The following is a 25,221-nucleotide window of genomic DNA, read 5'->3' as shown; positions in this document are numbered from 1 at the left end:
TTTCGCCATGAAACCTCACCAACCTTTTATTAATTCGATCATTGTTATAAGTATGCCCATATACAACAGCAAGCCACGCTGATCCTATTCAGCGCGGCCGCGAACTCATCTACATTATACACACTTCGATTCTATTTGAACAAAAAAATCACCCTATTATCCGAATAGGATGATCACAATGATGATCGATGCTATTATACCAACTAAATCGGCCAGGAGTCCAACCTTTAACGCATCTCCCATTTTTTTAATTCCGACAGCTCCAAAATATACTGTGATGATATACAGTGTGGTATCCGTACTCCCCTGCATGACTGATGCCAACTGGCCGATAAAAGAATCCGGTCCGAAAGTCCGGATCAACTCCGTCGTCATACTTAAGGCTGCTGCACCTGAAATAGGCCTGATGAATGCGAGAGGTAAAATATCCGCAGGAATTCCTACCAATGATAAAAGCGGCTTGAAAATGCTTAGTATCGCTTCCATAGCTCCTGAAGCCTGAAAGATTGCAATGGAAACCATCATTCCTAAAAGGAACGGGAGCAGTGATATCGCTATATGGAGCCCTTCTTTACTGCCTTCTACAAACGTTTCATACGTAGGTACTTTCTTTAAGGTCGCCGTGACCAAAACGATCAGGATAATAGCCGGAATCATCCAAATGCTGATCATAAGCCAGACAACCGTTTTCTACGGTAATAAAAAAATCGATCAATGAGCAGTGCTGCAAAAGTGGAAATTAAAGTCGCCAAAATGGTCGCTCCAATAATGCTCGTTGGATCCTCTGATCCATATTTCATGCGGATCGCGATCACCGTCGTTGGAATTAAAGTCAATGAAGAGGTATTGATAGCCAGCAATGTGATCATGGATCGGCTGGCTTCTTCTGACCCGGAAAGCCGCTTCAACTCCTTCATCGCTTTCAAGCCCATAGGTGTAGCGGCATTCCCCAAACCGAAAACATTCGCCGTCATATTGGATAGGATGTATCCGAGGGCTGGATCATTTTCAGGTATATCTGGAAAGATTTTTTTTACAAATGGACGGAACACCTTCGCCAGGGCGGCAAGAAGCCCCGCCTCTTCTGCTATTTTCATCAAACCAAGCCAGAAAATGAGCACGCCAGCCAGACTTAAAGTAATCATAATCGCTTCATCCAGAGTGGAAAAAATCGCTTTATTGACTTCCTCCATCGTGCCGTTGAATGCAGCGAAAACAATCCCTGTCACCGCTAATAATGCCCAGATCAGGTTGACCATGGCGCCACCCCCATCAACCGGCCCATAAATCGTTTTATATCTGTAAAAATTGAAAACTTCGGACGTTCGCTCCACACCGGGGTCTCAAGAACAGGTTGTTGTCCGATCATGTATTGTGTAATTCCTGCAATATCACTATCCTCTGACGATCTATAAAAGCTCGCTTTCAGTGATTCCCGTTCATTCAATGTCAAAGGATAATAGATGTCACGAGGAAGATAAAATTTTTCTCCGTTCACTTTCAAAGTACCTTCACTCTGCAGTTTTACACTTTCAAAGTTTTTGAACCCCCACTCATACATCTGCATATGGTCGTTCCAGTCATCAGGCGCATTCAGAGTGACAGCAATCAATTCCATCCCATCTTTCTCTGCACTGCTGACCAGTGTCCGACCTGCTTTCTTGGTAAAGCCTGTTTTCCCTCCATTGGTCGGCTCATAATACCGGGTAAGAAGTTTGTTTTTGTTTCCCCATGCATAATCCCTGTTCTCGGATCGATATTTTTCTGCACCCGTAACTTCCCTGAAAGTCTTGTTTTTCATGCTGTAAGCCATTAATAGCGCAAGATCATAAGCGCTGGAATAGTGTGTTTCACCATCAAGTCCATGAGGATTCTCAAAATGACTGTCATTCATTCCCAGCCACGCCGCTTTTTCATTCATCAGTTGAGTGAATCCCTCTACACTACCACCGACGTGTTCTGCGATTGCAACGGCAGAATCGTTGCCTGAACGAAGCATTAATCCATAGACAAGGTCTTTTAATGGAATTTTTTCTTTTTCTGTCAAATAGATGGAGGAGCCTTCGGTATAAACAGCCCTTCGGCTCACTTTCACTTTTTCATCCAGTTTACCGGACTCGATTGCGATGATCGCTGTCATGATTTTCGTTGTGCTTGCTATTAAAGTAGAATGATAGGCTTCTTTTTCATAGAGAACTCGTCCAGAAGCAGCATCCATCAATACTGCATGTGCAGCCGAAACAGAAATCCCCGGGTTCGCCCCTACTTGCTGGGTCCAGCCTATAGGCAGGAGTAAAATAATGACCAAGAATATACAAAAACTCTTTCTCAAAAGGGCTTCCTCCCTATCACATCGTTTGCTTAACTCTATGCAATGAAGTACAAGCTTATGATTTTGAGGTATAGAAGATTAAAGTGAGAACAACATTCTATTTTTTTTAACAATCTTGACACTCCACTGAGGTGTTAAATTACACCAAAAAGCCCTGGACTTTCGTCCAGGGCTTTTACAAACATGAATGCATGTTTTTCACTCTGCCGTATCATCAGCTTCTGTGAACTTCTTGAAAAACAAATCTGCTTCATCTTCGATATCTTCAGGCTCCTTCAATTCAGAAAGAGGCGGGAGTTCATCGATGGATGTCAATCCGAAATAAATTAAAAATTCTTTTGTCGTACCGAATAAGATCGGACGTCCAATCGCATCCTTGCGCCCCTTTTCCTCAATCAGACCACGGTTTGACAACGTTTGGACAGCACGATCACTTTTCACACCACGTAAATCATCGATTTCTATCCTCGTGATCGGCTGCTGATAAGCGACAATGGCAAGCGTCTCCATTGCAGCCTGAGATAACCGCGTTGAACCGGGTGCGTCAAGGAGCTGTTTATAATAGGACGCGTGTTCAGGTTTTGTAGTTAAATGTAACGTACCGTGGGAATCCATGATGGTAATTCCTCTATCCTTATCTTTATACTCTATCATCATTTCTTCGAGTATCGGTTTTAATTCTTTTTGTTCCATCTCAAGAAGGGTGCCCAGTTTCCTTTTCGTAATTCCCTCATCACCAGAGGCGAATAACAACCCTTCAATGATCGCTTTTTTTTCTTCTAACTCCATGGTGCATCCTCCATCTTATACACAATCAATTCCTCAAAGTGTTGTTGTTGAATACAAATGACATCGTTGCTTTTCATCAATTCCAGCAAAGCCATGAACGTAACAACGATGTGTGGGCGCGTCTTCTTTTCAAATAGATGCGAGAATGGCGTGCCGTCTTTTTGCAAGTCGACTTGAGAGAGAATTTCGTCCATCCGCATTTGTATCGGAATTTCGTCCCGTTTGATTTTCGTTTCTTCTTTCGTTTGTGTTTTACTGCGATGAAGCAGCTGCCCCATCGCTTGAATCATATCGTAAATCGATGCTTCACCCGGTCTGATCTCAGGTGCTTCTCCTTCAAATTCATCTTTACTCATCGGAGGACGTGTATAAATACGATTTGCATCCAACTCTTTTTGTTTCAGATCTTCGGCAGCTTGTTTATACTTGCGATATTCAATCAAGCGTCTCATCAAATCTTCTCTCGGATCTTCAACCAATTCTTCGTCATCTGCATCATCCACTGTCGGATTAGGAAGCAGCATCTGGCTCTTAATTGCTAAAAGCGTAGCTGCCATGACAAGGTATTCACTGGCCAGGTCGAGCTCTAATTCCTTCATCGTCTGAATGTAATGCATGTATTGATTGGTTATTTGTGAGACTGGTATGTCGTGGATATCAATCTCGTAACGATTGATTAAATGTAAAAGAAGGTCGAGTGGACCTTCGAATCCCTCTACTTTAACTTGGTAGCTTCTTCTCATAGCAATCTTCCTTTATCTTCTTCTCCCATCTACTATCGTACCAAAAAAAATCTACTCCGTTAATAAGACTTGTTGAACGATCGGGCAGTTTTATACAATGGAACTATAATTATTGTGGAGGCTGCCTATGTACCCAACCTTATACATCCAATATTTAGCTCACTTCCATGGAACTCGTGATTATTTCGAATGTCATGAGGTGTTGGAAGAGCTCTGGAAAGACATAGATCCCAAAAACAGAAATTCCGTTTGGGTTTTATTGATTCAACTTGCCGTCTGCCTGTACCATTACCGACGCGGAAATGTCAAAGGAGCGGGAATTCTTATTGAAAGATGTCAAAAAAAATTGTCATTCAATACTAAAAAGTTATCGACTCTCGGCCTGAGTCCCAACCTTCTAAATCAAAAAATTAAACTGATCCAAAATAGGATCAATGATAACCTTCCTTACGAAAGTGTAAATCTTCCGATCACAGACCGGGAATTAGAAGCGGAAGTGATACAGTTATGTAAAAAGTGGAACGTGACCTACGGGAAACCAAGCAGTCTTGACAATGAATGGCTGCTCCATAAGCATCGGTTACGTCATAAAGGAACCGATTAGAACTACATCCCTTTCCAGGCTCTGTTACAGCCTGTTATTGATTTTCATTATTTATCAACAAGAAAAAAAGAGGTGTCAGTCAGACACCTCTTTTTTTCTTAAACCTGCGATGAAGGACTTTCCGACTCGCATTTTTCGAAGAATGATTCTGTCGAAACATCGGCAGAAACAATATATTGGTTTTCAAAGTGTTCACGGATTTTCTGAATCATCTGTCTCCCGATGCCCATCCCACGGTGGGACGGGTTCACTGAAACATGCTGGATGACAGCTGAAGTTCCTTCCACTCGAACACCAATCGCTCCAAGGATATCTTCATCTTTCCACAAAAACAGACTCCAATTCGGATTGGAATCATACTCCTTGATAATCGTCTGAAGTGTTTTAATGTCAGACACTTCAGGCATGAAAGATAAAAGACCCATAGCTATTTTTTCAAAAGATTTTTTATACCGTATTAACATAGTTATCCCTCGTTTATGAAAAGAGCTTTCCTATCATTGACGATAAAAATAGGACCGCTGCAATGATCATCAACCAGACTAATCGCTTTTCATGTTTGTTACTTTCATTCGCCTCAACCTTACAGGCTGTTTTTTACATGACAATGCCAAACCAGTAATAAAAGCCCCAAAATAGACTGAATAATACTAGGAAAGCAAAGAGCATCCAATTTTTCTTCATAATTGTTCCCCCGTGGGTGGTTCATTTTCGCCTAGCTAATAGCATAACGAAATCTATAAGGATGTCAACCCCTCAGAATCGAACCCCACCGGAACCCTTCCAAAAAGCGATATCCGTCACTTTTTTTTCCGCGAAAACAAAAAGGAATACTATTGACGAGTGCTAAATACCCGTTGAACAAACCGAAAAGCATCCACGTCCTTGAAGTGGACAAAAGTGGCATGGCTATAAAAAACCAAGCCACTATTGCATTGAACAAGGGACCTCCTATACTGATCCACGCTTTTTCCCGCAACGAAAAAGGGTTCTTTCGCTCATTGAGTGTTTGTGCTCCTTGAAAAAATACCCATCGAATGTGAACCTTCACTCTTCCTAATTTCACTGAAAAAAGTTTTGATCCCCTTCCTATCGTTATTGAAGAATGTTCTGCCTGATGAAGCAAAGCTGTAAGTGCATGCCCCATCTCATGAATCAAAAGACTCAAAGGAGCGACTAAGAAGATCAATATAAAAAACGTCACAACCATGGCAGACATCCTTTAAGAAAGTTGGTTTTACTTGTCTTCAACTCTTACTTTCTGCATCACGTCACCTACGCGCACACGATCTACTGAATCAACGCCTTCAATCACTTTTCCGAATACGGTGTGACGGCCGTCAAGGTGTGGCTGCGGGGAATGGCAGACAAAAAATTGGCTGCCGCCTGTATCTTTACCTGCGTGCGCCATAGATAGAGTTCCACGTTCGTGCTTATGTGGATTGCCTTCTGTTTCACATTTGATTGTATAGCCCGGACCACCAGCACCGGTACCATCAGGACATCCTCCCTGAATGACAAAGTCAGGAATAACGCGGTGGAATGTCAAACCATCGTAAAACTCACTGTTTGCAAGCTTTTCAAAGTTTTCTACTGTACCAGGCGCAGCCTCAGGATATAGTTCAATAATCATTTTTTCTCCATTTTCAAACTCGATTGTTGCTTGTTTCATTTTGTATTACCCCTTTCAATGGTTCATAAGTCAAATCGTGCCTTGTCATTTCCTTGTAGGACTCACGACGTACGACGAGGTGGTGTTCCCCGTTTTCTACAAACACGACTGCAGCTTTTTGGAAGCGATTGTAATTGTTTGCCATAGAATAACCATACGCTCCTGTACTGAAAACTGCAAGTAAATCTTCATGTTCGACTTTTGGAAGTTCCACATCCCATATTAGCATATCGCCAGACTCGCAGCATTTCCCTGCGACAGAATATTTCTGATGTTTCTTCTCATTCATTTTATTTGCTAGTACAGCCTCGTATTTCGCGTTATATAAAGCAGGTCTGAGATTATCTGTCATCCCGCCATCCACAGATACATAGGTACGAACACCAGGAATTTCTTTAATTGAACCTACAGTATAAATCGTCACACCCGCTTCTCCAACAATTGAACGACCCGGCTCAATCCAAATCTCAGGCATTGGGTATGAGGCTTTTTTTGTGAGACCGTCCAATGCTTTAATCAACGCCTTCACATATTCATTCAACTCCAACGGATCATCGTCCTTCGTATATCGAATGCCGAAACCTCCACCTAAATTCAAGACATCAGCTGTATATCCGAAACGCTTTTTCCAGCCCACTAAAGCTTCAAAAAGCTTTTCTGCAGCCATTTCAAAGCCACTGGTCTCGAATATTTGAGAACCTATATGACAATGGAGACCTTTCATGACTATATGTTCATGTTTGGATACTTCCAGAAAAGCCTTCTCCGCTTGTCCGCTTGAGAGGTCAAAACCGAACTTGGAATCTTCTTGACCAGTAAGTATATAATCATGGGTATGTGCTGAAATCCCTGGTGTTACACGTAACAATACGTCCATATATTTATTTTTCTCTCTCAAAATTGCTCCAAGAAGTTCAATTTCATAAAAGTTATCCAGTACGATACAACCGATGTCCGCTTCAACTGCCATTTCAAGTTCATTGATACTTTTATTATTCCCATGCATATGAATTCTCTTAACAGGGAAGCCTGCTTCGAGTGCAGTATGTAATTCCCCTTGTGAAACCACATCAAGACTCAATCCTTCATTGCTTGCTACTTGAAGCATGGCGATGGAAGAGAAAGCTTTACTTGCATAAGCCACCTGAGCCGGAATTCCATGTTTCTTAAACGTCTGAACGAAAGCTTTGGCATTCTCACGTATTTTCTCTACATCATACACATAGAGGGGTGTACCGTAGTGATCGGCTAATTCTTCAGCTGTAAAACCTCCGATCATTAACTGCCCCTGTTCATTCACCTCATAATTCATCTTGTCTCCCGCCTTTATTCTTAGAAAGTGAGTAGGATCTAAACCTTTTCCAACCGAAATAGAAAAAAGGTGTGTTCTGTAGTTAAACAGGGAGCATCAACGCCCCCCTTCATTTCTGTATCTTATCATGAGTAACGAAGTCTGGTTATAAGTTTACAAACTAAATAAGAATGATAATTGAATAAAAAGAAAATGCCCTTGAATAAAGGACATTTATCATTTTCATTAATTTATCACATCGTACGAAAACGGGCAATATGATTATTTCTGTCTTTGATTATTCTGGGGATGGACGATACTTGGCCGCTGCTTCAAAGAAGGCATGGACATACGAAGAAGGATCTGGAGAGCCCCTTTTCCATTGAAAGGCAGAAACGGCCACAAATAAGGTGTGTTGAATGACTTTGTATGTGCGAGAAGCAATATATACGCTGTCATGCCAATCATGAACCCTTTAACCCCGAATAAGGCAACGAATATGACCATCAATACACGTGACATCTTATTGGCTACAGACAGTTCATAACTTGGGGTGGCGTATGAACCGATCGCACTGACAGCTACATATAAAATGACCTCTGGAATGAACAAACCTACATCTATGGCAATCTGTCCAATCAGCACGGCTGCAATCAACCCCATCGCAGTCGAAAGAGGCGTAGGGGTGTGAATAGCTGCAATACGAAGCATTTCCAGCCCCAAATCAGCAATTAATATTTGTATGATGACAGGTATCGAACTTTCTTCGTTCGGTCCGATGAAAGACAGAGCTTCAGGAAGTAAATCCGGCTGCAATACGAATAAAATCCAAAGAGGGAGCAAAAAGACAGAAGCGAATATACCAAAGAATCTCACCCAGCGGACGAAAGTTCCTACCGCAGGAGATTGTCGGAACTCTTCAGCGTGCTGCACATGGTGGAAGTAGGTGGTCGGAGTGATGATCATACTTGGGGATGTATCCACCATGATCATGACATGACCTTCAAACAAATGTGCTGCGGCGACATCAGGACGCTCGGTATATCTCACAAGGGGAAATGGGTTACGTCCTTGATTGACAAGGTATTCCTCCAGGGTTTTATCTGCCATACTTAAACCGTCTATATCTATATCTTTGATTTCTTTCTTGATCAAATCGACAAGCCCAGGGTCAGCGACATCCTGAATATAAGAAATACAAATATCGGTTTTTGATCTTTCCCCCACTTGTAATATCTCATGCCGAAGTCGTTCATCCCTGATTCTTCTGCGGGTCAAGGCTGTGTTTTCAATGATATTTTCCGTGAAACCATCCCGCGAACCACGAATGACTTTTTCCGTGTCCGGTTCTTCAGGTGTCCTCCCTGGATATGAACGGACATCGACGATCAAGGCACTCTTCGCACCTTCGACAAAGATCACCGCAAGTCCAGATAACAACTGAGTGATACATTGATCTAGTGATTCTACCACTTCGACTTGTTGATGGGGAATGTCGCCCTTTATTTGCTGAAAAATATCTTCACCTGGTTCTTCTAAATCATTCATTTCAAACAGCTGACGCATCAACTGGACGATGATCGGTGTTTCACACAAACCGGTCACATAATAAATATGGACTTCCCGCCCCAGGATATGAAGGGTTCGGAAGCCAATATCAAAAGATTGCTCAACTCCGACACGTTCGTCGAGGATCAAGCGATTCTTTTTTAAGCTGTCCTCAATCGGCAGTGCTTTTTTTGTGGGCATATCATTCAACTCCTTGAAAACTCATTACCCTTTCGGCTTGAAGAAAACAGCGATCAAAAATCCGAATAATATAGCGGATGCTATACCCGCAGAAGTCAAACCGAACATTCCGACCGCGACCCCGATGACTCCGTGTTCTTCAGCTTCTTTCATCGCTCCATGCATTAAGGAATGACCGAAACTCGTAATGGGCACAGTCGCTCCGGCTCCTGCAAAATCAATTAAATTATCGTAAAGGTCAAAGGTATCCAATACTGCACCTGCAACAACGAAGGAAGACATGACATGTGCAGGTGTCAGCTTAAAATAATCCAGCAGAATTTGACCGATGACACAAATCCCTCCGCCTACTACAAATGCCCATACAAAGTTCATTGTGCATCCTCCTCGCTTGTCAAAACGACCGCATGTGCAATACCTGGAATTGATTCTTTCTGCTGTATCATCATAGGACTCATCAAAGCCCCTGTGGCAACGACAAGAATCCTTTTATAAACGCCATCTTTCAAATCATTGAGAAGCTTCCCATATGTCACCACTGCTGAGCATGCACAGCCGCTCCCTCCGCTGAATACAGGCTGATCACTATGATAGATCATCAAACCGCAGTCTTTATGGACCATGCTGATATCAATGTTATCCTGTTTCATCAAATCCCTGAGAATCGGAGTACCGACAGCTGATAGATCCCCTGTGGCAATCACATCATAATCGGAAGGTACGCGAGCGAAGTCCTGCAGGTGAGTTTTGATGGTATCCCAGGCTGCAGGTGCCATCGCGGAACCCATATCGAATGGATCTTTAATATGGTAATCCATGACCCTGCCGATCGTGGCCCCTTCAATTCTTACAGGGGAAGGTTCCTTCGAGATTAGCGCTGCGCCGCTCCCTGTCACTGTGAACGTAGCCGTCTTCGGCTTTTGGCCTCCATATTCAGTGGGATACCTGAACTGTCGTTCTGCTGTCGCATTATGTGAACTCACAGCTACAAGTGCATGAGCAGCATAACCAGCTTCTACAAGCGCTGCGCCTGTAGCCAAGGTCTCCATACTGGTTGAACATGCACCGAACATCCCAAGCAGAGGTATTCCAAGCTGCCGGGCTACATAATTTCCTGTCACGTTTTGATTTAACAAGTCACCAGCCAGAAAAAGGTCTATATTTCTCTCATCAACCCCTGCTTTCTGTAAACATGTATGAACAGCATCAAACATCAACCGCCGTTCTGCCAACTCCCAGTTATCCTCATCACAGTGGAGCTTGTCATACATGCGGTCAAATGTATCTTTCAATGGCCCTTGTGACTCTAAAGGGCCTACAGCTGTTCCAGAAGACTGGATGTAGACCGGATTATTGTAAGTCCATGATTGCTTTCCTGTCTTTCCCATAATGATTCCTCCTAAAAAAGCTGCGTACAAACGTAGCGTAAGATGCCTAACAAATATGCAGAAACCACGCCAAAGACGATGACTGACCCCGCAAGCTTGAATAAGTTTGTAGCTACACCGAGTACGAACCCTTCACTCTTATGCTCAAGTGCGGCGGAAGTTACTGAATTGGCGAACCCTGTTACAGGTACTGCTGAACCCGCTCCCGCAAACTGCCCGAGGCGGTCATATACACCAAGGCCGGTCGCTAAAGCCGAAAAGAAAATTAAAGTAGCGACAGTAGGATTTCCTGCATTCTCTTCCTTAAAATCAAACCAATGTATATACATTTCTGATAACAACTCACCCAGAACACATATGATGCCACCCACAATGAAAGCTTTTAACATATTCATAAGGTATGGAGGTTTTGGCTGGTATTCTTTTGTAGCCTTCTCAAAATTCTGTTCATTCAATTTTTGTTTAGCCATCTTTTTTCCTCCTTTATTTAACGGACGAAAATGATCCATTGAAACAATGATCCCGCTATTTTCCCCAACACGAGGGCCATCAATAGAGTAAATAGGAATCCATCCACACCGATACGTTTGAATAAAAGCGGAAATACATTCAAAACTTCAGTCAGGGCAGCTGCCAGCATGCCGATGAAAATCCCATGGAGCAGCCCCCATATGATCAAGCCGACGATCGTCACTTCAATCGGGAAGTCTCCAAATGATAAATAGATTCCGAAAAACACCCCAAGAATTACGGCCATTTCATAATGACGTAATTTTTCTTCCGAATGACTGAGCTGCATCAACCTTGGAACGATTCCTAATACCGTCAAAAAAGCGACAAAACCTGTCCCGACTGCTATTCCCGATGCAAGTCCGATGAGAGCTTCAATCATCCACATCCTGTTTTTCCACCTTATTCTCCTTAATGGCAACATAATGGTCGAGGTCTTCCTGGTAGTTGAAGATTTCCACTTCCATCGGACTAGGCTCCTCGTTGAATCGCTTTTGGAACCAATGATTGAAAAACAGGATCATCCCGACTCCGAGACCGATCGAGTAAGGAACTTGAATCCACAGGGGATGTTCGACCATATCTCCCGTCAGCATAAAATGAAGCTTTTGCTGAACGGCTTGCATGCTTACATCAAAGTGGAAGTTCATAATCGCCATTGCTGCACCTATGAACAGCAGTAACCAGATTGCACCTATTAGGAATATGGAGGGATCCTTTTTGACTTTTTCAACATGGACGACGCATTGGTTGGGTCCAAGCAGTTCTACTTCCACCTGCGGATATTTAGCGATTACTTGCTCTACGACCATGAAACTGTCAATAACAACGATATTGTGGTCTTTATCAGTCACTTCATGAAGGACCATCGATTCCAGAGCAGGCACGGACCGGCTTTGACCTGTTACCCTTGCAACGTCCTTCAGACGTAACATAGCTTCTGGTTGAACGTATATAGACTTTTTCATTCGAATATACACAGGAGTTGCCATTGGCTTCGCCTCCCTTATCCGAGATTCTTGACCTTATTATGTGTGTTCTGGGAAATTCAATACAAATGGAGAGGTTTTCTTGTGATGGAGAGATAAGTGGGAGAAATTACAGCACTAGTTTTGGTCAAAAATAAAAACTGTGCGTGATTCGCACAGTTTAACCTGTATCATTCATTGTCTGTTTCATGTCAGCAAGAATTTTCTTTTCCAGTCTCGACACCTGCACTTGTGATATACCAAGCCGCTCAGCCACTTCTGTTTGTGTTTGATCTTTATAATACCGTAAGTAAATGATCAGGCGTTCCCTTTTCTCCAATTTGTTCATCATATCACTGAGGGTAATTTGGTCGAACCAATTGTTTTCTTCTTCGGCGATTTGATCGACGAGTGTAATCGGATCTCCTTCATTTTCATACACTGTTTCATAAATCGATTGCGGCGTTCGTCCAACTTCCTCCGCTTGGACGATTTCTTCACGCGAAAGGTCAAGAGCTTCCGCCAATTCATTTACAGTAGGCGAGCGCCCGTGCTGCTTCAGCAGCTCTTCTTTTTTGACACGCACTTTGTGATTCAATTCTTTAAGGCTGCGACTCACCTTAACACTTCCATCATCTCGTATAAACCTTTGAATTTCTCCAATAATCATAGGAACAGCATACGTTGAAAATCGGACATCATAACTCAAGTCGAATTTATCGATGGATTTGATCAAGCCGATACAACCGATTTGATACAGGTCATCTTGATCGTATCCTCTCCGAAGATACCTTTGTACGACTGACCAGACGAGTCGTGTGTTTTTCTCCACCAGTGTATCTCTTGCCTGTTGATCACCGGCTTGACTCTTTTTGATCAATTCTTTGACATCCTTATCGGACAACCGCTCCTTAGTCACGTCGCTCATGACGGCGCCCTCAATTGCACAAAGCCCGGGTTGAAGTCAGCTGCTTCGTCATTCGAATCGTAGTACCTACCCCGGGCTCAGATTGTATATCCACCTTGTCCATGAAATTTTCCATAATGGTAAAGCCCATCCCGGACCTTTCCCATTCAGGTTTGGATGTATAGAGAGGTTCTCTTGCTACCTCTACATTTTCGATTCCAAGACCATGGTCCTGGATGACAATTTCGATTTCTTCATCTTCAATTGAGCAAAACAACTTTACTTTTTCATCTGGACGTTCCTCATACCCATGAATGATCGCATTCGTAACAGCTTCTGAAACGACCGTTTTAATATCTGTCAATTCTTCCATCGTAGGGTTGATCTGGCTGATAAAAGCTGCCACGGATACACGTGCAAGTGATTCATTCGCACTCACACTCAGGAACTCCAATGTCATTTGATTTCGCATTGTTCCACCCCCAACATTGCTAATGCAGTCATTTCATCGTCGACCAGCCTTACTATCTTGAACATGCCTGATAGATCAAACAACCTTTGCACTTCCGGGGAGATGGAACAGATGATCATTTCGTTCCCTATCGCCTGTACTTCTTTATAGCGACCAAGCATGACGCCTAATCCAGAACTATCCATGAAGGTCAAATCCTTTAAATTGACAATGACATCTCTCACACGACCATTTCTCAAGTGGGCCTGCCATTCTTCCCTGAGCTGGGCAGCCTCATGATGATCCAACTCGCCTTTTAAACGAACAATCAAAACCGTATCTCTGATGGTGAAATTCACGTGAAGACTCAATGAGTTACCTCCTCTGTTTAATAAGAGTCATGTAGTCTTTCGTATTTTTCACCGCTTTTTCCTGCCGAAAAACAAGACTAGTGGCAATGCGCTAAAACTTCCAATAGCTCGTCAAATTCCTCCATGAACGCTCCCACAAGGTGAGTACATCAGCTTCTTCAACCGACCCGGATGCCTCCAGTTTCACTTTGGTAAGCGGGTTCCCTTTCGGGTCTTCAACGATCAACCACCCCATGTGGGCCCCTTCTCTTATAGGCAAATCGGTTTGTTTTACCACTTTAAGACGAGTTTTATACTCATCTGTCTTCTGCCCTTTCTTCTTTAATACAACTACGTCTTTTTCAGGCTGCAAGAGAAGCGTTCCAGGTTCACCCCTGGTCAGTTCCATGGTTTTCAAATCATCGTCTTTGGAATACAGTTTCACACCTTCGTATTGACCAAATCCGTAGTTAAGCAGACTAGTCACATCTGCATTTCGTTTCTTCGGTGTCTCAGCTCCCATAATAACTGCGATCATATGCATATCGCCTCGCTTTGCCGTTGCTGTCAAACAGTATTTAGCCTCTTTGGTAAACCCTGTTTTCAAACCGTCCATTCCTTCATAAGACTTAATCAGTTTATTTGTATTCACCAGCCAGAACTCATCTTTTTTACCTTTCCTCAAATAATCGTCATAAATCTTTGTATAATCCGTGATCTCTTCATGTAAAAGTAGTTCCCTGGCCATCACAGCCATATCATGCGCTGTACTATAGTGGCCATCAGCAGGAAGACCTGTGGGATTTTTGAAATGGGTGTTTTTTAAACCGAGCTCTTGTGCTTTTTCGTTCATTTTTTTGACAAACGCATCTTCCGACCCGGCAATCCGCTCAGCTAAAGCTACGCTGGCATCATTTCCAGAGGCCACTGCAACACCTTTCAGCAAGTCTTTGACTGTCATCTCTTCTCCTGCTTCAAGGAAAATTTGCGAACCTCCCATAGAGGCCGCATGTTCACTGACCCGGACAGTTTCATCGAGTGAAATGTTTTTATTATCGAGGGCCTCCATAATCAATAATAGGGTCATCACTTTTGTCATAGATGCAGGAGGTAACTTTTTATGAGCGTCCTGCTCATACAATGTCATCCCGCTATTCTTCTCCATTAAAATTGCCGTTTTTGCCGATTCAACCAATTGACCTGATGTATTCTTTTCCGCCATCGTTTGGAAAGGCACCAAAAGGGTGAACAACATGCTCATCATTAAAGTGATACTGAGGGTTTTCTTCATCATCATGACCTCCTGTTTGCTCAAAGTGTTCCTATTTTTCCCTTATGCTGTGCTTCTATACAAATTTTGGAGGAATTAATAGAGACTCTGCTTTAGCAGAGTCTCTTGAAAGGGATGTAACAGGATTTTCCACCTGTTACACGATCCTCATATTTCACTTTCGGATCATGGTTATTGATATGTTTTCTACATTTGTTAGATACCATTCAAATCTGATATTGTAAGCCAGTTTAATCATTTTATGTAATCCGTCGGTTTGACTCTTGTTTCAGCCAGTGCCTGATTCCTTTCCCTGCATAAGGCTCCTCTGCAAAACGGGGAATTATATGCATATGAGCATGAAAGATATGCTGGCCTCCTGCTGCACCTGAATTCCACCCTATATTATATCCATCGGGATTATAAGTAACATCCATCCATTGTTTCACTTCCAGCATCAAGGATTGAGTATCTGCCCATTCTTCTTCTGATAGGTCAAAAACGGTTTCCTTATGAGCTTTCGGTACAATCAAGCCCGAACCAGTCAGTATTCTTTGCTCCTTTTGCAGAAACATACACGTGTCATTTTCGAACACCACTCCTTGTTCGCCGTCCATATCCGTTTGACAAAACACACAATTTTCCATTTCACCCCTCCTTCTCCTGTAGTCTATCACACGATATAAGAAACAAAATAAAAAAGCCCCGAAAATACGGGGCTTTTCATCATTATTTGATAATGTTGTGAATCAGTGTCGGCTTTTCAACTTTTTCTTTCGTAATTTCATAGGCAGATTTAACTTTCTCAATTGAAGCAGCTGCATCTTCCTCGTCGCTGTGAAGCACAACTAAAGCTTCACCAGACTGGACAGGGTCGCCAATCTTCTTATTCAGGGTAATACCCACCCCGTGATTGATTTGATCATCTTTGGTCGCACGTCCAGCACCTAGATACATAGCAGCAATACCAATCGATTCGGCATCGATTGCGGAGACGTAGCCGTCAGTTTCAGCTTTGACCTCAATGTCATACTTTGCCTTCGGAAGTTTATCCATGTCATCAATCATCGACACATCGCCGCCTTGAGCTTCAATCAATGTGCGCAGACAATTGAACGCCTTCCCATTCTCCAGATTGGCCGCCAAAGCTTCATACGCTTCTTCATAAGTTTCGAACACTTCTGCCAATACCGTCATGTGAGAAGCAATCTCCAAAGAGAGAGTACGCAGATCTTCAACGTTTTCCCCTTGTAAGATCTTTGCTGCTTCTTTAATCTCATTAGCGTTTCCGACTTCATAACCTAATGGCTGGTTCATATCACTGATGACCGCTACTGTATTACGCCCTAAGTTATTTCCGATATTGACCATTTCGCGTGCCAGGTTTTCAGAATCTTCCAATGTTTTCATGAACGCTCCAGAGCCTGTTTTCACATCAAGAACGATACTGTCTGCACCGGATGCAAGCTTCTTACTCATAATGGAGCCTGCAATAAGAGGAAGTGAATTCACCGTACCTGTAACATCACGAAGTGCATACAGCTTTTTGTCTGCAGGAGCTAAATTTCCTGTCTGACCTGCTACCGCAAGTTTATGCTTATTGACGTTGTCGATGAATTTTTCTTTCGTCATTTCAATTTCAAGGCCCTCTATGGACTCCAGCTTATCTAATGTTCCTCCTGTGTGCCCTAATCCACGACCGGACATTTTGGCAACGGGAACACCGACAGAAGCGACGAGTGGTCCAACGATAAAGGTCACTTTGTCTCCTACGCCACCTGTGGAATGTTTATCGACTTTATGGCCTTGGATCCCTGAAAGATCAATTGTTTCGCCAGAGTCGACCATAGCTTGTGTCAGAGTAGCCGTTTCTTCCTGGGTCATGCCCTGGAAATAGATGGCCATTGTTAAAGCGGAAGCCTGATAGTCAGGAATTTCTCCATTCGTATAGCCTTCTACGAAGAAATAAATTTCTTCTTTCGTCAATTCCCCGCCATCTCTCTTTTTTGTTATTACATCTACCATTCTCATCTCGATCACCCTTTACTCTTATCTATTCATGCAGGTAACGTCTTCAATAATTCTTTGACAAAACCTAGGAAATCTTCACGTACTTGCGCTGTCGTCTCAATAACTTCGTCATGGGTCAACGGCTGATCCAGGATGCCTGCTGCCATGTTGGAAATGCAGGAGATTCCAAGAACGCGGATACCTGCGTGATTCGCAACCATGACTTCAGGTACCGTAGACATTCCGACAGCATCTCCGCCCAGTGTGCGTAACATACGTACTTCTGCTGCTGTTTCGTATGCAGGACCCGTATTCCCGACATACACTCCCTCTTGGACTTTAAGGCTCAAACGATCCGCACTTTGTCTAGCATGATCGATCAAGGCGCGATCATAAGCCTCTGACATATCAGGGAAACGAGGACCCATCTCATCGTCATTCGGCCCGATCAGCGGACTGTCACCCATATTATTGATGTGGTCCGTGATGATCATCAGGTTCCCCGGGTCAAAGGCTTCGTTGATGCCTCCAGCCGCATTCGTTACGAACAACGTGTCAATTCCCAGCTCTTTCATGACTCTCACAGGGAAAGTGACTTGCTTCATATCATAGCCTTCGTAATAGTGGAATCGTCCCTGCATAGCGATGACCTGACGTCCTTCAAGTTCTCCGATGACCAACTGTCCTTTATGCCCGGATACAGTTGATTCAGGGAAATGCGGAATTTCTGTATATTGAATCGTAATAGGATTTTCAATTTCGTCGGCTAGTACACCTAAACCAGACCCAAGAATCAAACCAACGGTTGGCTGGGTCTCAATTTTATTTTGGATGGCTTCTGCTGCTTCTTTCACTTCCATTTTATACATTTCTCTCTCACCTCTATTGAATGTCTTTTAAAAAGCTTTTCCCATGTTCAGGCATTTTGATAGAAAAATTGTCTGAAACTGTAGCTCCGATATCAGCAAACGTCTGACGCTGCTCCAACGCTTTCCCCTCTTTGATGCCATTGTGATAAACGATCAAAGGTACAAGCTCTCTAGTATGGTCTGTTCCATGATGGACAGGGTCATTGCCGTGGTCGGCTGTGATGATTAACAGATCATCATCCTCCATTTTTTCTAATACTTCCGGAAGTCTTTCATCATAAGCTTCAAGGGCTTCCCCGTATCCTTGAGGATCTCGGCGGTGACCATACTTGGCATCGAAATCGACAAGGTTCAGGAAGCTCATGCCATTGAAATCTTTATCCATCGACTTCACAAGCTGGTCCATGCCATCCATATTGTCTTTTGTCCGGATTGCTTCTGTGACGCCTTCGCCATCGTATATGTCAGAGATTTTACCTAAGGCAATGACATCGTATCCGGCATCAGCCATTTCGTTCATCACTGTACGTCCGAAAGGCTTCAACGCATAGTCATGGCGATTGGATGTACGTTCGAATGCACCTGGTTCACCAACGAATGGTCGTGCAATCACTCGTCCAACCATATACTTTTCATCCAGGGTCAATTCCCGGCATAGCTCACAAATCTCATAAAGCTCTTCCGGAGGAATGACATCTTCGTGAGCTGCAATTTGAAGTACAGAGTCAGCCGAAGTATATATGATCAAGTCTCCAGTTTCCATGTGATGCTCGCCTAGTTCTTTAATTATTTCAGTCCCTGAAGCTGGTTTATTCCCTACGATTCCCCGACCTGTCTTTTCCTTGATTTCATCCAGCAACTCATCCGGGAATCCGTCCGGGAATGTGCGGAACGGCTGATCGATGTATAGACCCATGATTTCCCAGTGACCTGTCATCGTGTCCTTTCCGTTTGAAGCTTCTACCATAGTTGTATAGTGAGCTTTCGGTTTGTCGGCAGCATCGATGCCTTTGATTTCACGAATATTGCTCAATCCTAGAGAGCCCATATGCGGCATCTTCAGGCCACCCATATGCTCAGCTATGTGGCCAAGCGTGTCGGCTCCTTTATCGTCAAACTTTTCTGCGTCAGGGGCTTCTCCAATCCCTACAGAGTCCATGACTACTAAAAATACGCGTTTAAATGAATCCATGATCGATCCCTCCTAAAGATTACTTTCCCATAATATTAATTTTTTACGCTTTTCCTTAAAGATGTAAGATGTCAGACATCTAAAAAATCAAAAAAGTGTTTACGCTCTAGGATGATAAGAGCGGTAAACATCTTTTAAACGTGTCTTGGACACGTGAGTATATATTTGGGTTGTAGATATATCAGCATGGCCAAGCATTTCTTGAACAGCTCTTAAATCCGCCCCATTCTCAAGGAGGTGTGTCGCAAATGAATGACGCAAAGTATGCGGCGTCAAATCTTTTTGAACTCCCATTTCAAGGGCAACCGCTTTCAGTATCTTCCAGAATCCCTGTCGTGTCAAGGGACCTCCCCGGTGATTGACGAATAATTCCTCAGTCTTCTTCTGTTTGACCAGTTCTCCGCGCCCCATGTCCAAATACAGTTCGACAGCTTCTTTCGCCATATCTCCTAATGGGATGATTCTTTCTTTTGATCCTTTACCGAGACAACGGACAAATCCCATCGTCAAATGCAGATCGCTAACCTTCAGATTGACTAACTCTGATACACGAAGACCTGTGGCATAGAGCATTTCAAACATTGCCTTGTTTCTCGCGGATAGAGCATCTTTGGCATGTATGTTCAAGAGCTTGTCCACATCATCAGAAGATAAAACCTTGGGCAGCTTCCTTTCCTTTTTCGGAGTCTCTATATGTAAGCTTGGATCCTGATTCGTAATTTTTTCTCTGATTAAGAACTGATGATAGAGACGGATGGATGAAAGCAGCCTTGCAATGGTTGCAGGGGAACGACCTTTATCATTTAGAGCATACAAATATTTCATAATATGCGTTCTCGTCACTTGATCCCAGTCATTCAGAACTGCCTCTTCCTGCAGGAATGCTCGATATTGTTTCAAATCCCGTTGATACGACTGAATGGTGTTTTGGGATAATCCACGCTCTACAGTTAGATAATGAAAAAAATCCTCTAGCGCATATTGCATCGGCCATCTACTCCCCTAGTCGGAAAAATATCGATAGTCGATCCGTCCACGGACGTTCCACCGGTTGATAGACTTTCACTGCCGTTCCGCTTGGTGGATCATATCGATGTTGTCTTTCATATTCTTCATGTACCATTCTCAACGCAAAGTAAAAGAGACAGGTGCAAAGAGTAAATACGAAAAGAACTTTTATCAAATCCTGCAATGTGTTCCGAACCCTGGTCATGAGCCATCTCCCCTTTTACTACCTATTTGTAAAAGGATATGCCTAAAATCCATGAATATATACTTCCTTTACAGCACAGGAAGAACAGAGTCCAGTCTAGGTTAAACGTACACGATAAAAAAAAGTTTGTAAATAGATTTGATATACAATTCTTACGTGCTTTCATACACCAATTTATGTAAGGATAATAACCTATCCTACAGACATGAAAAATGCCACTACTTTACATTCATAGCGGCAACACAATCATTGTTCCATATGGGTGGTTGTCGTAGCTGCAACCGTCTGTTTTTGACAAGATTTACAGATACCATGGAAAGTCAATCGATGATCTTTCACTTCAAAGCCCCATTGATTTTCAACCTGACTTTCAACCTCACCAAGCAAGTCTTCTTCAATTTCAGCCACTGACCCACACTCGATACAGACGAGATGATGATGAAAGTGAGTCGCTCCTTCTTTTCTTAAATCAAATCGGGAAACTCCATCTCCAAAATTGATTTTATCAACGACTTTCAGCTCAGATAAAAGCTCTAATGTACGATATACAGTTGCAAGTCCAATTTCTGGTGCTTTTTCTTTTACGAGGAGGTAAACATCTTCAGCACTCAAATGATCTTCTTCGTTTTCTAATAGCACACGGACGGTCGCTTCCCTTTGAGGAGTAAGCTTATAACTCTGCGAGTGCAACTGTTTTTTTATTTTCTCAATGCGGTGTTCCATACATACGTCCCCTCCCTCGTATTACCAACTTCATTATAAGCAGAGACAAAACGAGTGTCAAATTATAATTATTACAATCTATTAATTATAACAATTATAAATAACCCCTTATTTATAGATCCATTTGAGTACATATTCCAGAAGTGTGTTAGAAAAAAACACTTCAATGACGGATGATAACATTAAGAAAAGGATCAGGACGCCGAAAAATAGACTGTATCGGACGAATCCTTTAATAATGGGTTGATGAACTTTTCGGATGAACAGCTGCCGGCAGAGGGTAAGTGAAAAAATCAACGCCAATGAACCAGCTACTAAATAGATTGGAATGATGATCAAATTGTGTGGAGCGATGGAAACGGCTGAAAGAAGCATTCCATACCACCCCATCTGATTGACCAAAAACCCTACAGAAAACCCTACGACCAATCCTTTGACAAATAACAGCACTGTTATGACCGGCATCCCTATGACTGATATCCCTAGTAAAAAAAGCAGCAGCATATACTTGAGATGATAGAACATACTATCCTTCCAAAGTGTCATCTTCGTCATACCGGCTGTGTCCATGTTTTGTTCAAAAAATTGTTTCAAGTAAAAGAACAAATCCTGCTTCTGGACGAAGTTCATACTATTTACAATCACTGCTCCGAACACCATGCCCATTATGAATAGCACAAAAATAAACACGAATATGTTCATGTGGTTACGTAAATCGTTACGGACCATCCTCATCCCTTGCTGCATATCTACTTCATCCTTTCTCTTCTCCGGTCTATGACCAATCTATGAAGAAAAAGAATAAAGTAGACCACGAACTCCACATTTAAATAAAAGGGTCCCCGCTGCTTTAAACGCTTTTTAAATAGAAAAAGATAACTCAAATTGCATCTACAATTGGTTAAACAGCCCGTGATTGACTCTAGCATATATCATAATTATCCTATGACATCCCGAGAAAAGAGATTGGATGAACGTTATTAAGGAGATTCCCTATATATATAAACTACTATCTCCTCAACCATAGAAAATTTACTGCAACGTTTTTTTCATGAAGGCTCTGTTATTGCTTGTTGTTGTTATTTTGCACGTGAGCTCATATCAGTTCTTTCTGTCCTGGAATTTGTATGAGGCGTCCTTTTAGAATGACTCCCTTTCCGTGGGGTACCGTGAGCCTACTCAAGCTGATGCCTTCCGTGATCTCACGATGTACCTTTACTCCACAGGAGCCTCGCCATTCTAAAATGACGCCTCTTCAAAGTAGAAGGGTCAGAAAGGCCATAACCGAAGTCCGTTACACCAACTACGGACTGTTTTCACTGCCATCCCATGCTCTGAGTAAAAAAATGACCTAACACCTAATCTCAGACGGGGACTATTTAGTAATCGTTTAAAATATCAACAACAGACTTTAACAGAGCCTTCATGAAAAAGGATCATTGGAGTGAAATTGCTCAATTACCAAACACCAACACTACTAGATAACAAATATGTAATTTGAAGAATTACTTATCTCTTAGTAGTTTTAAAAATAAAAGGGCATAAGCGGTCTTCGCATCATGGATCCTTTGTTCTTTCTCCATTTGCTCTGCTTCTTCCAAAGTCAACTCCATCAATTCGACGAACTCATCTTCGTCACCATCAACTTTCTCTTGGAGTGGAGTGACTTCATCTGTGAAGTATAGGTGGACAATTTCATCAGCAAATCCAGGAGAGGTATAAAAAGAAGTCAGCTTCTGCAAATGCTTTGTAGTGTACCCGGTCTCTTCTTCGAGTTCTCTTAAAGCACATGTATACGGGTCTTCTCCTTCTTCTAACTTACCAGCTGGAATTTCCACCAGACTTTTCTCCAGCGGCTTACGGTATTGCTCGACACACACGAGTTTCCCATCGGGAGTAAGAGCGATTACAGCTACAGCGCCGGGATGCTTGATGAGCTCTCGTTTAGAAGTATTGCCATCGGGTAAAGTAACACTGTCAATATTCAGTTCAACAATTTTACCAGAGTAAATTGTTTCAGTGTGATACGTTTTTTCTTCAAATTTTTTCATCCTTCCAACATCCTCTCTATAAATCTACCGTCATTTTATCACAGGAGTGGAAGATACGTGGAAAAATTCGATATGCTATTAGATAGTAATAGAAAGGATGATAGAATGAATAAACGAAAATTAGGTACATCTGAATTATATGTTTCGGAAATCAGCCTGGGATGCATGTCTCTTGGGAATGATGTAGAACAAGCGAAATCAATTATCGATCGAGCTCTTGATGCAGGAATCAATTATTTGGACACCGCCGACCTTTATGGATTCGGTGAAAATGAAAAAATTGTCGGTGAGGCTATCAAAGGGCGCCGCGATGATTTGATAATCGGGAGCAAAGGCGGCAACAATTTCGATGCTGAAAAAGAAGATTGGTCTTGGGACCCGTCCAAAAAACATATCAAACAAGCTTGTAAAGACAGCCTGAAAAGATTAGGAACCGATTACATCGACCTTTACCAATTACACGGTGGAACAATTGACGACCCTATCGATGAAACGATCGAAGCGTTAGATGAACTGAAGAAGGAAGGCTTGGTTCGCGAGTACGGCATTTCATCCATAAGACCAAACGTCATTCGGGAATATGTAAAAAGGTCCCAAATTGCAAGTGTCATGATGCAATATAATGCATTAGACCGCCGGCCGGAAGAAGAGATCCTAGGGTTACTGGAGAAAAATGAAGTCAGTGTACTAGCCAGAGGTCCTTTGGCCAAGGGATTGCTATCTACAAAAGGATATGAGAAAGCCCAGGAAAAAGCGGATGGAGGATTTCTCGATTATACAGAGGAAGAAGTGCTGTCAATTACACGCAAATGGAAGGAATTAGGCAGCCAACATCGAACCCCGACAGCACTAGCGCTGCAATATGTGCTCCATGAACCAACAGTTGCGACTGCAGTATTCGGGGCACGCACACTGGAGCAATTAGAGGATACGTTGAGCTTTTTAGAGTCAGAACCGATGACACAGTTGTTATACAGTGAAATAAAGGATATGACCACTGCGATCACCTATCAAAAACATCGTTGAATTATAAAGTCCCGGCCTGTTCAGGCTCGGGACTTTTATTATTTCCAAGTTTGATATAACACGCGGAGCCAGTTCTGATGAGAAATTTTATAAAAATCTTGTTCTTTAAACCCTTCTTTTTTTAATTGATCGAATAGTTTTGGAACCCCCGCGGCATCTTTGATGGTGTTCGGTATAGTAGCACCATCAAAATCCGAACCGAGGGCTACATGATCGATACCGATGCGGTCGGCTATATAATAAATATGCTTGGTGACCTCGCTCAAATGGACATCAAGATCAATATCACCATTTTCTTTTAACATATTTAAGCTATATGTCACACCGACTACACCTCCGGATGCTTGGATAGCATCTAATTGCTGGTCTGTTAAGTTTCTTGAAATTGGACATAAAGCATGGGCATTTGAATGGGTAGCCACAATGGGAGCGTCACTTATTGCGGCGAGATCCCAGAAACCTTTTTCATTCAAATGAGAAACATCCAGCATAATTCCAAGTTTATTACATTCCTTCACCAATTGTCTGCCACTTTGTGTCAGGCCGGGGCCTGTATCAGGTGAACTCGGAAATTGATAAGGCACCCCTTCACCAAAAATGTTAGGACGGCTCCAGACAAGTCCCAAAGAACGAAGCCCCTGTTCATAAAAATGGTGGAGTCTCTTGAACTCAGGATCGATCGCTTCTGCCCCTTCAATATGTAATATCCCCGCTAATCGGTCTTCTTCAAGACAATTCACAAGTTTTTGTACGCTTGTGACCAATTCGAACGACCCTTCAGACAGACTTTCTGCTTCTTTCAATAATTTGATCATATTTTCAGTGAACGCCAAACTATACGATTCATCCACCGGGGGTGATAATGGAAGAGCGTACCCTTGGGCTGTTTGATGGTCCTCCATGTTCGGCATTTTGACTTGGTCAGGAGTGTAAATTGCAAAGAACCCTCCGCCCATCCCTCCTTTGAGAGCTCGCAAAAGATCAAGGTGACCTTTCCCGTTCGTATTAAAAAAAGCCTCAACCCCTTCTTCTGCTATCTTTAAAACGGTATCATTATGACCATCTATAATTTTGTAATCCACGCCTTCTACCTCCTAATAAAGAATTTCTTCT

31 protein-coding genes are annotated in these 25,221 nt (G+C 42.7%); 2 read left to right on the top strand and 29 right to left on the bottom strand.

Features of this window, described 5'->3' with window-relative positions; translation table 11 throughout:
• Positions 1 to 156: 156 nt before the first annotated feature.
• From LCL89_RS02795 to LCL89_RS02775, 5 genes are all read right to left on the bottom strand, one after another.
• Positions 157 to 672, bottom strand: a complete 516-nt coding sequence (locus LCL89_RS02795; protein WP_197316235.1) for a spore maturation protein — start codon at positions 670 to 672, stop codon at positions 157 to 159.
• On the bottom strand, positions 669 to 1,259 hold the full coding sequence (locus LCL89_RS02790) for a nucleoside recognition domain-containing protein (RefSeq protein WP_197316236.1): 591 nt from the start codon (positions 1,257 to 1,259) through the stop codon (positions 669 to 671). Before LCL89_RS02790 ends, LCL89_RS02795 begins: the two co-directional genes overlap by 4 nt.
• Positions 1,247 to 2,332, bottom strand: a complete 1,086-nt coding sequence (locus LCL89_RS02785) for a D-alanyl-D-alanine carboxypeptidase family protein (RefSeq protein WP_404813386.1) — start codon at positions 2,330 to 2,332, stop codon at positions 1,247 to 1,249. The genes LCL89_RS02790 and LCL89_RS02785 overlap by 13 nt, the downstream gene beginning before the upstream one ends.
• A gap of 198 nt (positions 2,333 to 2,530) precedes the next feature.
• On the bottom strand, positions 2,531 to 3,121 hold the full coding sequence (gene scpB / locus LCL89_RS02780; RefSeq protein WP_224807566.1) for an SMC-Scp complex subunit ScpB: 591 nt from the start codon (positions 3,119 to 3,121) through the stop codon (positions 2,531 to 2,533).
• Positions 3,112 to 3,864 carry a segregation/condensation protein A gene (locus LCL89_RS02775; protein ID WP_224807565.1) on the bottom strand — a complete coding sequence of 251 codons (753 nt, stop codon included), beginning with the start codon at positions 3,862 to 3,864 and terminating at the stop codon, positions 3,112 to 3,114. Before LCL89_RS02775 ends, scpB begins: the two co-directional genes overlap by 10 nt.
• Positions 3,865 to 3,991: 127 nt before the next feature.
• Here LCL89_RS02775 and LCL89_RS02770 point away from each other — a divergent pair, with 127 nt between their 5' ends.
• Positions 3,992 to 4,468 (top strand): DUF309 domain-containing protein, encoded by a 477-nt coding sequence (locus tag LCL89_RS02770; protein WP_224807564.1) that lies wholly within the window; start codon positions 3,992 to 3,994, stop codon positions 4,466 to 4,468.
• Positions 4,469 to 4,566: 98 nt separating this feature from the next.
• Here LCL89_RS02770 and LCL89_RS02765 read toward each other — a convergent pair whose 3' ends face one another.
• The 23 genes from LCL89_RS02765 to LCL89_RS02655 form a co-directional block, all read right to left on the bottom strand.
• Positions 4,567 to 4,932 (bottom strand): GNAT family N-acetyltransferase, encoded by a 366-nt coding sequence (locus LCL89_RS02765; protein ID WP_224807563.1) that lies wholly within the window; start codon positions 4,930 to 4,932, stop codon positions 4,567 to 4,569.
• A 284-nt stretch (positions 4,933 to 5,216) separates the two neighbouring features.
• Complete coding sequence (locus tag LCL89_RS16865) at positions 5,217 to 5,678, bottom strand: site-2 protease family protein (RefSeq protein WP_224807562.1); 462 nt, start codon at positions 5,676 to 5,678, stop codon at positions 5,217 to 5,219.
• Positions 5,679 to 5,705: 27 nt separating this feature from the next.
• Positions 5,706 to 6,140 carry a peptidylprolyl isomerase gene (locus LCL89_RS02755; protein WP_197316243.1) on the bottom strand — a complete coding sequence of 145 codons (435 nt, stop codon included), beginning with the start codon at positions 6,138 to 6,140 and terminating at the stop codon, positions 5,706 to 5,708.
• Positions 6,115 to 7,452, bottom strand: coding sequence for a diaminopimelate decarboxylase (lysA, locus tag LCL89_RS02750; RefSeq protein ID WP_224807561.1), 1,338 nt, complete (start codon positions 7,450 to 7,452; stop codon positions 6,115 to 6,117). The genes LCL89_RS02755 and lysA overlap by 26 nt, the downstream gene beginning before the upstream one ends.
• Before the next feature lie 261 nt (positions 7,453 to 7,713).
• Complete coding sequence (locus tag LCL89_RS02745; protein ID WP_224807560.1) at positions 7,714 to 9,180, bottom strand: spore germination protein; 1,467 nt, start codon at positions 9,178 to 9,180, stop codon at positions 7,714 to 7,716.
• Positions 9,181 to 9,204: 24 nt separating this feature from the next.
• Positions 9,205 to 9,555 carry a stage V sporulation protein AE gene (gene spoVAE, locus LCL89_RS02740; protein ID WP_224807559.1) on the bottom strand — a complete coding sequence of 117 codons (351 nt, stop codon included), beginning with the start codon at positions 9,553 to 9,555 and terminating at the stop codon, positions 9,205 to 9,207.
• Positions 9,552 to 10,568: a stage V sporulation protein AD gene (gene spoVAD, locus LCL89_RS02735; RefSeq protein ID WP_224807558.1), complete on the bottom strand. Its 1,017-nt coding sequence runs from the start codon at positions 10,566 to 10,568 to the stop codon at positions 9,552 to 9,554. Before spoVAD ends, spoVAE begins: the two co-directional genes overlap by 4 nt.
• A gap of 11 nt (positions 10,569 to 10,579) precedes the next feature.
• Entirely contained in the window at positions 10,580 to 11,038 is a 459-nt protein-coding gene (gene spoVAC, locus LCL89_RS02730) for a stage V sporulation protein AC (RefSeq protein WP_224807556.1), read from the bottom strand.
• 17 nt (positions 11,039 to 11,055) lie between these two features.
• Positions 11,056 to 11,466, bottom strand: coding sequence for a stage V sporulation protein AB (locus LCL89_RS02725; protein ID WP_318245596.1), 411 nt, complete (start codon positions 11,464 to 11,466; stop codon positions 11,056 to 11,058).
• On the bottom strand, positions 11,453 to 12,070 hold the full coding sequence (locus LCL89_RS02720) for a stage V sporulation protein AA (RefSeq protein WP_224807554.1): 618 nt from the start codon (positions 12,068 to 12,070) through the stop codon (positions 11,453 to 11,455). Before LCL89_RS02720 ends, LCL89_RS02725 begins: the two co-directional genes overlap by 14 nt.
• A 157-nt stretch (positions 12,071 to 12,227) precedes the next feature.
• The gene (gene sigF, locus LCL89_RS02715) at positions 12,228 to 12,974 is read right to left on the bottom strand and encodes an RNA polymerase sporulation sigma factor SigF (protein ID WP_197316250.1); all 747 of its coding nucleotides are present in this window, start codon (positions 12,972 to 12,974) and stop codon (positions 12,228 to 12,230) included.
• Between the two features lie 10 nt (positions 12,975 to 12,984).
• On the bottom strand, positions 12,985 to 13,425 hold the full coding sequence (spoIIAB, locus tag LCL89_RS02710; protein WP_197316251.1) for an anti-sigma F factor: 441 nt from the start codon (positions 13,423 to 13,425) through the stop codon (positions 12,985 to 12,987).
• Complete coding sequence (spoIIAA, locus tag LCL89_RS02705; RefSeq protein ID WP_224807552.1) at positions 13,410 to 13,775, bottom strand: anti-sigma F factor antagonist; 366 nt, start codon at positions 13,773 to 13,775, stop codon at positions 13,410 to 13,412. The genes spoIIAB and spoIIAA overlap by 16 nt, the downstream gene beginning before the upstream one ends.
• A 91-nt stretch (positions 13,776 to 13,866) precedes the next feature.
• Positions 13,867 to 15,045 carry a D-alanyl-D-alanine carboxypeptidase family protein gene (locus LCL89_RS02700; RefSeq protein WP_224807550.1) on the bottom strand — a complete coding sequence of 393 codons (1,179 nt, stop codon included), beginning with the start codon at positions 15,043 to 15,045 and terminating at the stop codon, positions 13,867 to 13,869.
• Between the two features lie 239 nt (positions 15,046 to 15,284).
• The gene (locus LCL89_RS02695) at positions 15,285 to 15,671 is read right to left on the bottom strand and encodes an HIT family protein (protein WP_224807548.1); all 387 of its coding nucleotides are present in this window, start codon (positions 15,669 to 15,671) and stop codon (positions 15,285 to 15,287) included.
• An 82-nt stretch (positions 15,672 to 15,753) separates the two neighbouring features.
• The gene (locus tag LCL89_RS02690; RefSeq protein ID WP_224807546.1) at positions 15,754 to 17,055 is read right to left on the bottom strand and encodes a pyrimidine-nucleoside phosphorylase; all 1,302 of its coding nucleotides are present in this window, start codon (positions 17,053 to 17,055) and stop codon (positions 15,754 to 15,756) included.
• A 26-nt stretch (positions 17,056 to 17,081) separates the two neighbouring features.
• The gene (locus LCL89_RS02685) at positions 17,082 to 17,903 is read right to left on the bottom strand and encodes a purine-nucleoside phosphorylase (protein WP_224807544.1); all 822 of its coding nucleotides are present in this window, start codon (positions 17,901 to 17,903) and stop codon (positions 17,082 to 17,084) included.
• Positions 17,904 to 17,916: 13 nt separating this feature from the next.
• Positions 17,917 to 19,095 (bottom strand): phosphopentomutase, encoded by a 1,179-nt coding sequence (gene deoB, locus LCL89_RS02680; RefSeq protein ID WP_224807542.1) that lies wholly within the window; start codon positions 19,093 to 19,095, stop codon positions 17,917 to 17,919.
• 99 nt (positions 19,096 to 19,194) lie between these two features.
• Positions 19,195 to 20,082: a site-specific tyrosine recombinase XerD gene (gene xerD, locus LCL89_RS02675; protein ID WP_197316257.1), complete on the bottom strand. Its 888-nt coding sequence runs from the start codon at positions 20,080 to 20,082 to the stop codon at positions 19,195 to 19,197.
• A gap of 7 nt (positions 20,083 to 20,089) precedes the next feature.
• Complete coding sequence (locus tag LCL89_RS02670; RefSeq protein WP_197316258.1) at positions 20,090 to 20,308, bottom strand: YqzK family protein; 219 nt, start codon at positions 20,306 to 20,308, stop codon at positions 20,090 to 20,092.
• A 246-nt stretch (positions 20,309 to 20,554) separates the two neighbouring features.
• On the bottom strand, positions 20,555 to 21,031 hold the full coding sequence (gene fur, locus LCL89_RS02665) for a ferric iron uptake transcriptional regulator (RefSeq protein ID WP_224807541.1): 477 nt from the start codon (positions 21,029 to 21,031) through the stop codon (positions 20,555 to 20,557).
• 108 nt (positions 21,032 to 21,139) lie between these two features.
• Complete coding sequence (spoIIM, locus tag LCL89_RS02660) at positions 21,140 to 21,778, bottom strand: stage II sporulation protein M (RefSeq protein ID WP_224807540.1); 639 nt, start codon at positions 21,776 to 21,778, stop codon at positions 21,140 to 21,142.
• Positions 21,779 to 22,536: 758 nt separating this feature from the next.
• Positions 22,537 to 23,082: an NUDIX hydrolase gene (locus tag LCL89_RS02655; RefSeq protein WP_224807539.1), complete on the bottom strand. Its 546-nt coding sequence runs from the start codon at positions 23,080 to 23,082 to the stop codon at positions 22,537 to 22,539.
• 105 nt (positions 23,083 to 23,187) lie between these two features.
• On the opposite strand from LCL89_RS02655, the gene LCL89_RS02650 reads away from it, so the two are divergent.
• Positions 23,188 to 24,108, top strand: coding sequence for an aldo/keto reductase (locus tag LCL89_RS02650; RefSeq protein WP_224807538.1), 921 nt, complete (start codon positions 23,188 to 23,190; stop codon positions 24,106 to 24,108).
• Positions 24,109 to 24,146: 38 nt separating this feature from the next.
• Here LCL89_RS02650 and LCL89_RS02645 read toward each other — a convergent pair whose 3' ends face one another.
• Positions 24,147 to 25,190: a dipeptidase gene (locus LCL89_RS02645; protein WP_224807537.1), complete on the bottom strand. Its 1,044-nt coding sequence runs from the start codon at positions 25,188 to 25,190 to the stop codon at positions 24,147 to 24,149.
• Positions 25,191 to 25,221: the final 31 nt, after the last annotated feature.

The sequence above is a fragment of the Halobacillus yeomjeoni genome (assembly GCF_020171525.1).
Taxonomy (GTDB): Bacteria; Bacillota; Bacilli; order Bacillales; family Halobacillaceae; genus Halobacillus; species Halobacillus yeomjeoni.
This window is presented reverse-complemented; position numbering and strand designations above follow the sequence as displayed.

Bases quoted from the DNA above. Each gene is read 5' to 3' on its own strand.
- LCL89_RS02795 (WP_197316235.1), bottom strand. From the start codon at position 672: ATGATCAGCATTTGGATGATTCCGGCTATTATCCTGATCGTTTTGGTC.
- LCL89_RS02790 (WP_197316236.1), bottom strand. From the start codon at position 1,259: ATGGTCAACCTGATCTGGGCATTATTAGCGGTGACAGGGATTGTTTTC.
- scpB (WP_224807566.1), bottom strand. From the start codon at position 3,121: ATGGAGTTAGAAGAAAAAAAAGCGATCATTGAAGGGTTGTTATTCGCC.
- LCL89_RS02775 (WP_224807565.1), bottom strand. From the start codon at position 3,864: ATGAGAAGAAGCTACCAAGTTAAAGTAGAGGGATTCGAAGGTCCACTC.
- LCL89_RS02770 (WP_224807564.1), top strand. From the start codon at position 3,992: ATGTACCCAACCTTATACATCCAATATTTAGCTCACTTCCATGGAACT.
- LCL89_RS02765 (WP_224807563.1), bottom strand. From the start codon at position 4,932: ATGTTAATACGGTATAAAAAATCTTTTGAAAAAATAGCTATGGGTCTT.
- LCL89_RS16865 (WP_224807562.1), bottom strand. From the start codon at position 5,678: ATGGTTGTGACGTTTTTTATATTGATCTTCTTAGTCGCTCCTTTGAGT.
- LCL89_RS02755 (WP_197316243.1), bottom strand. From the start codon at position 6,140: ATGAAACAAGCAACAATCGAGTTTGAAAATGGAGAAAAAATGATTATT.
- lysA (WP_224807561.1), bottom strand. From the start codon at position 7,452: ATGAATTATGAGGTGAATGAACAGGGGCAGTTAATGATCGGAGGTTTT.
- LCL89_RS02745 (WP_224807560.1), bottom strand. From the start codon at position 9,180: ATGCCCACAAAAAAAGCACTGCCGATTGAGGACAGCTTAAAAAAGAAT.
- spoVAE (WP_224807559.1), bottom strand. From the start codon at position 9,555: ATGAACTTTGTATGGGCATTTGTAGTAGGCGGAGGGATTTGTGTCATC.
- spoVAD (WP_224807558.1), bottom strand. From the start codon at position 10,568: ATGGGAAAGACAGGAAAGCAATCATGGACTTACAATAATCCGGTCTAC.
- spoVAC (WP_224807556.1), bottom strand. From the start codon at position 11,038: ATGGCTAAACAAAAATTGAATGAACAGAATTTTGAGAAGGCTACAAAA.
- LCL89_RS02725 (WP_318245596.1), bottom strand. From the start codon at position 11,466: ATGTGGATGATTGAAGCTCTCATCGGACTTGCATCGGGAATAGCAGTC.
- LCL89_RS02720 (WP_224807554.1), bottom strand. From the start codon at position 12,070: ATGGCAACTCCTGTGTATATTCGAATGAAAAAGTCTATATACGTTCAA.
- sigF (WP_197316250.1), bottom strand. From the start codon at position 12,974: ATGAGCGACGTGACTAAGGAGCGGTTGTCCGATAAGGATGTCAAAGAA.
- spoIIAB (WP_197316251.1), bottom strand. From the start codon at position 13,425: ATGCGAAATCAAATGACATTGGAGTTCCTGAGTGTGAGTGCGAATGAA.
- LCL89_RS02700 (WP_224807550.1), bottom strand. From the start codon at position 15,045: ATGAAGAAAACCCTCAGTATCACTTTAATGATGAGCATGTTGTTCACC.
- LCL89_RS02695 (WP_224807548.1), bottom strand. From the start codon at position 15,671: ATGGAAAATTGTGTGTTTTGTCAAACGGATATGGACGGCGAACAAGGA.
- LCL89_RS02690 (WP_224807546.1), bottom strand. From the start codon at position 17,055: ATGAGAATGGTAGATGTAATAACAAAAAAGAGAGATGGCGGGGAATTG.
- LCL89_RS02685 (WP_224807544.1), bottom strand. From the start codon at position 17,903: ATGTATAAAATGGAAGTGAAAGAAGCAGCAGAAGCCATCCAAAATAAA.
- deoB (WP_224807542.1), bottom strand. From the start codon at position 19,095: ATGGATTCATTTAAACGCGTATTTTTAGTAGTCATGGACTCTGTAGGG.
- xerD (WP_197316257.1), bottom strand. From the start codon at position 20,082: ATGCAATATGCGCTAGAGGATTTTTTTCATTATCTAACTGTAGAGCGT.
- LCL89_RS02670 (WP_197316258.1), bottom strand. From the start codon at position 20,308: ATGACCAGGGTTCGGAACACATTGCAGGATTTGATAAAAGTTCTTTTC.
- fur (WP_224807541.1), bottom strand. From the start codon at position 21,031: ATGGAACACCGCATTGAGAAAATAAAAAAACAGTTGCACTCGCAGAGT.
- spoIIM (WP_224807540.1), bottom strand. From the start codon at position 21,778: ATGCAGCAAGGGATGAGGATGGTCCGTAACGATTTACGTAACCACATG.
- LCL89_RS02655 (WP_224807539.1), bottom strand. From the start codon at position 23,082: ATGAAAAAATTTGAAGAAAAAACGTATCACACTGAAACAATTTACTCT.
- LCL89_RS02650 (WP_224807538.1), top strand. From the start codon at position 23,188: ATGAATAAACGAAAATTAGGTACATCTGAATTATATGTTTCGGAAATC.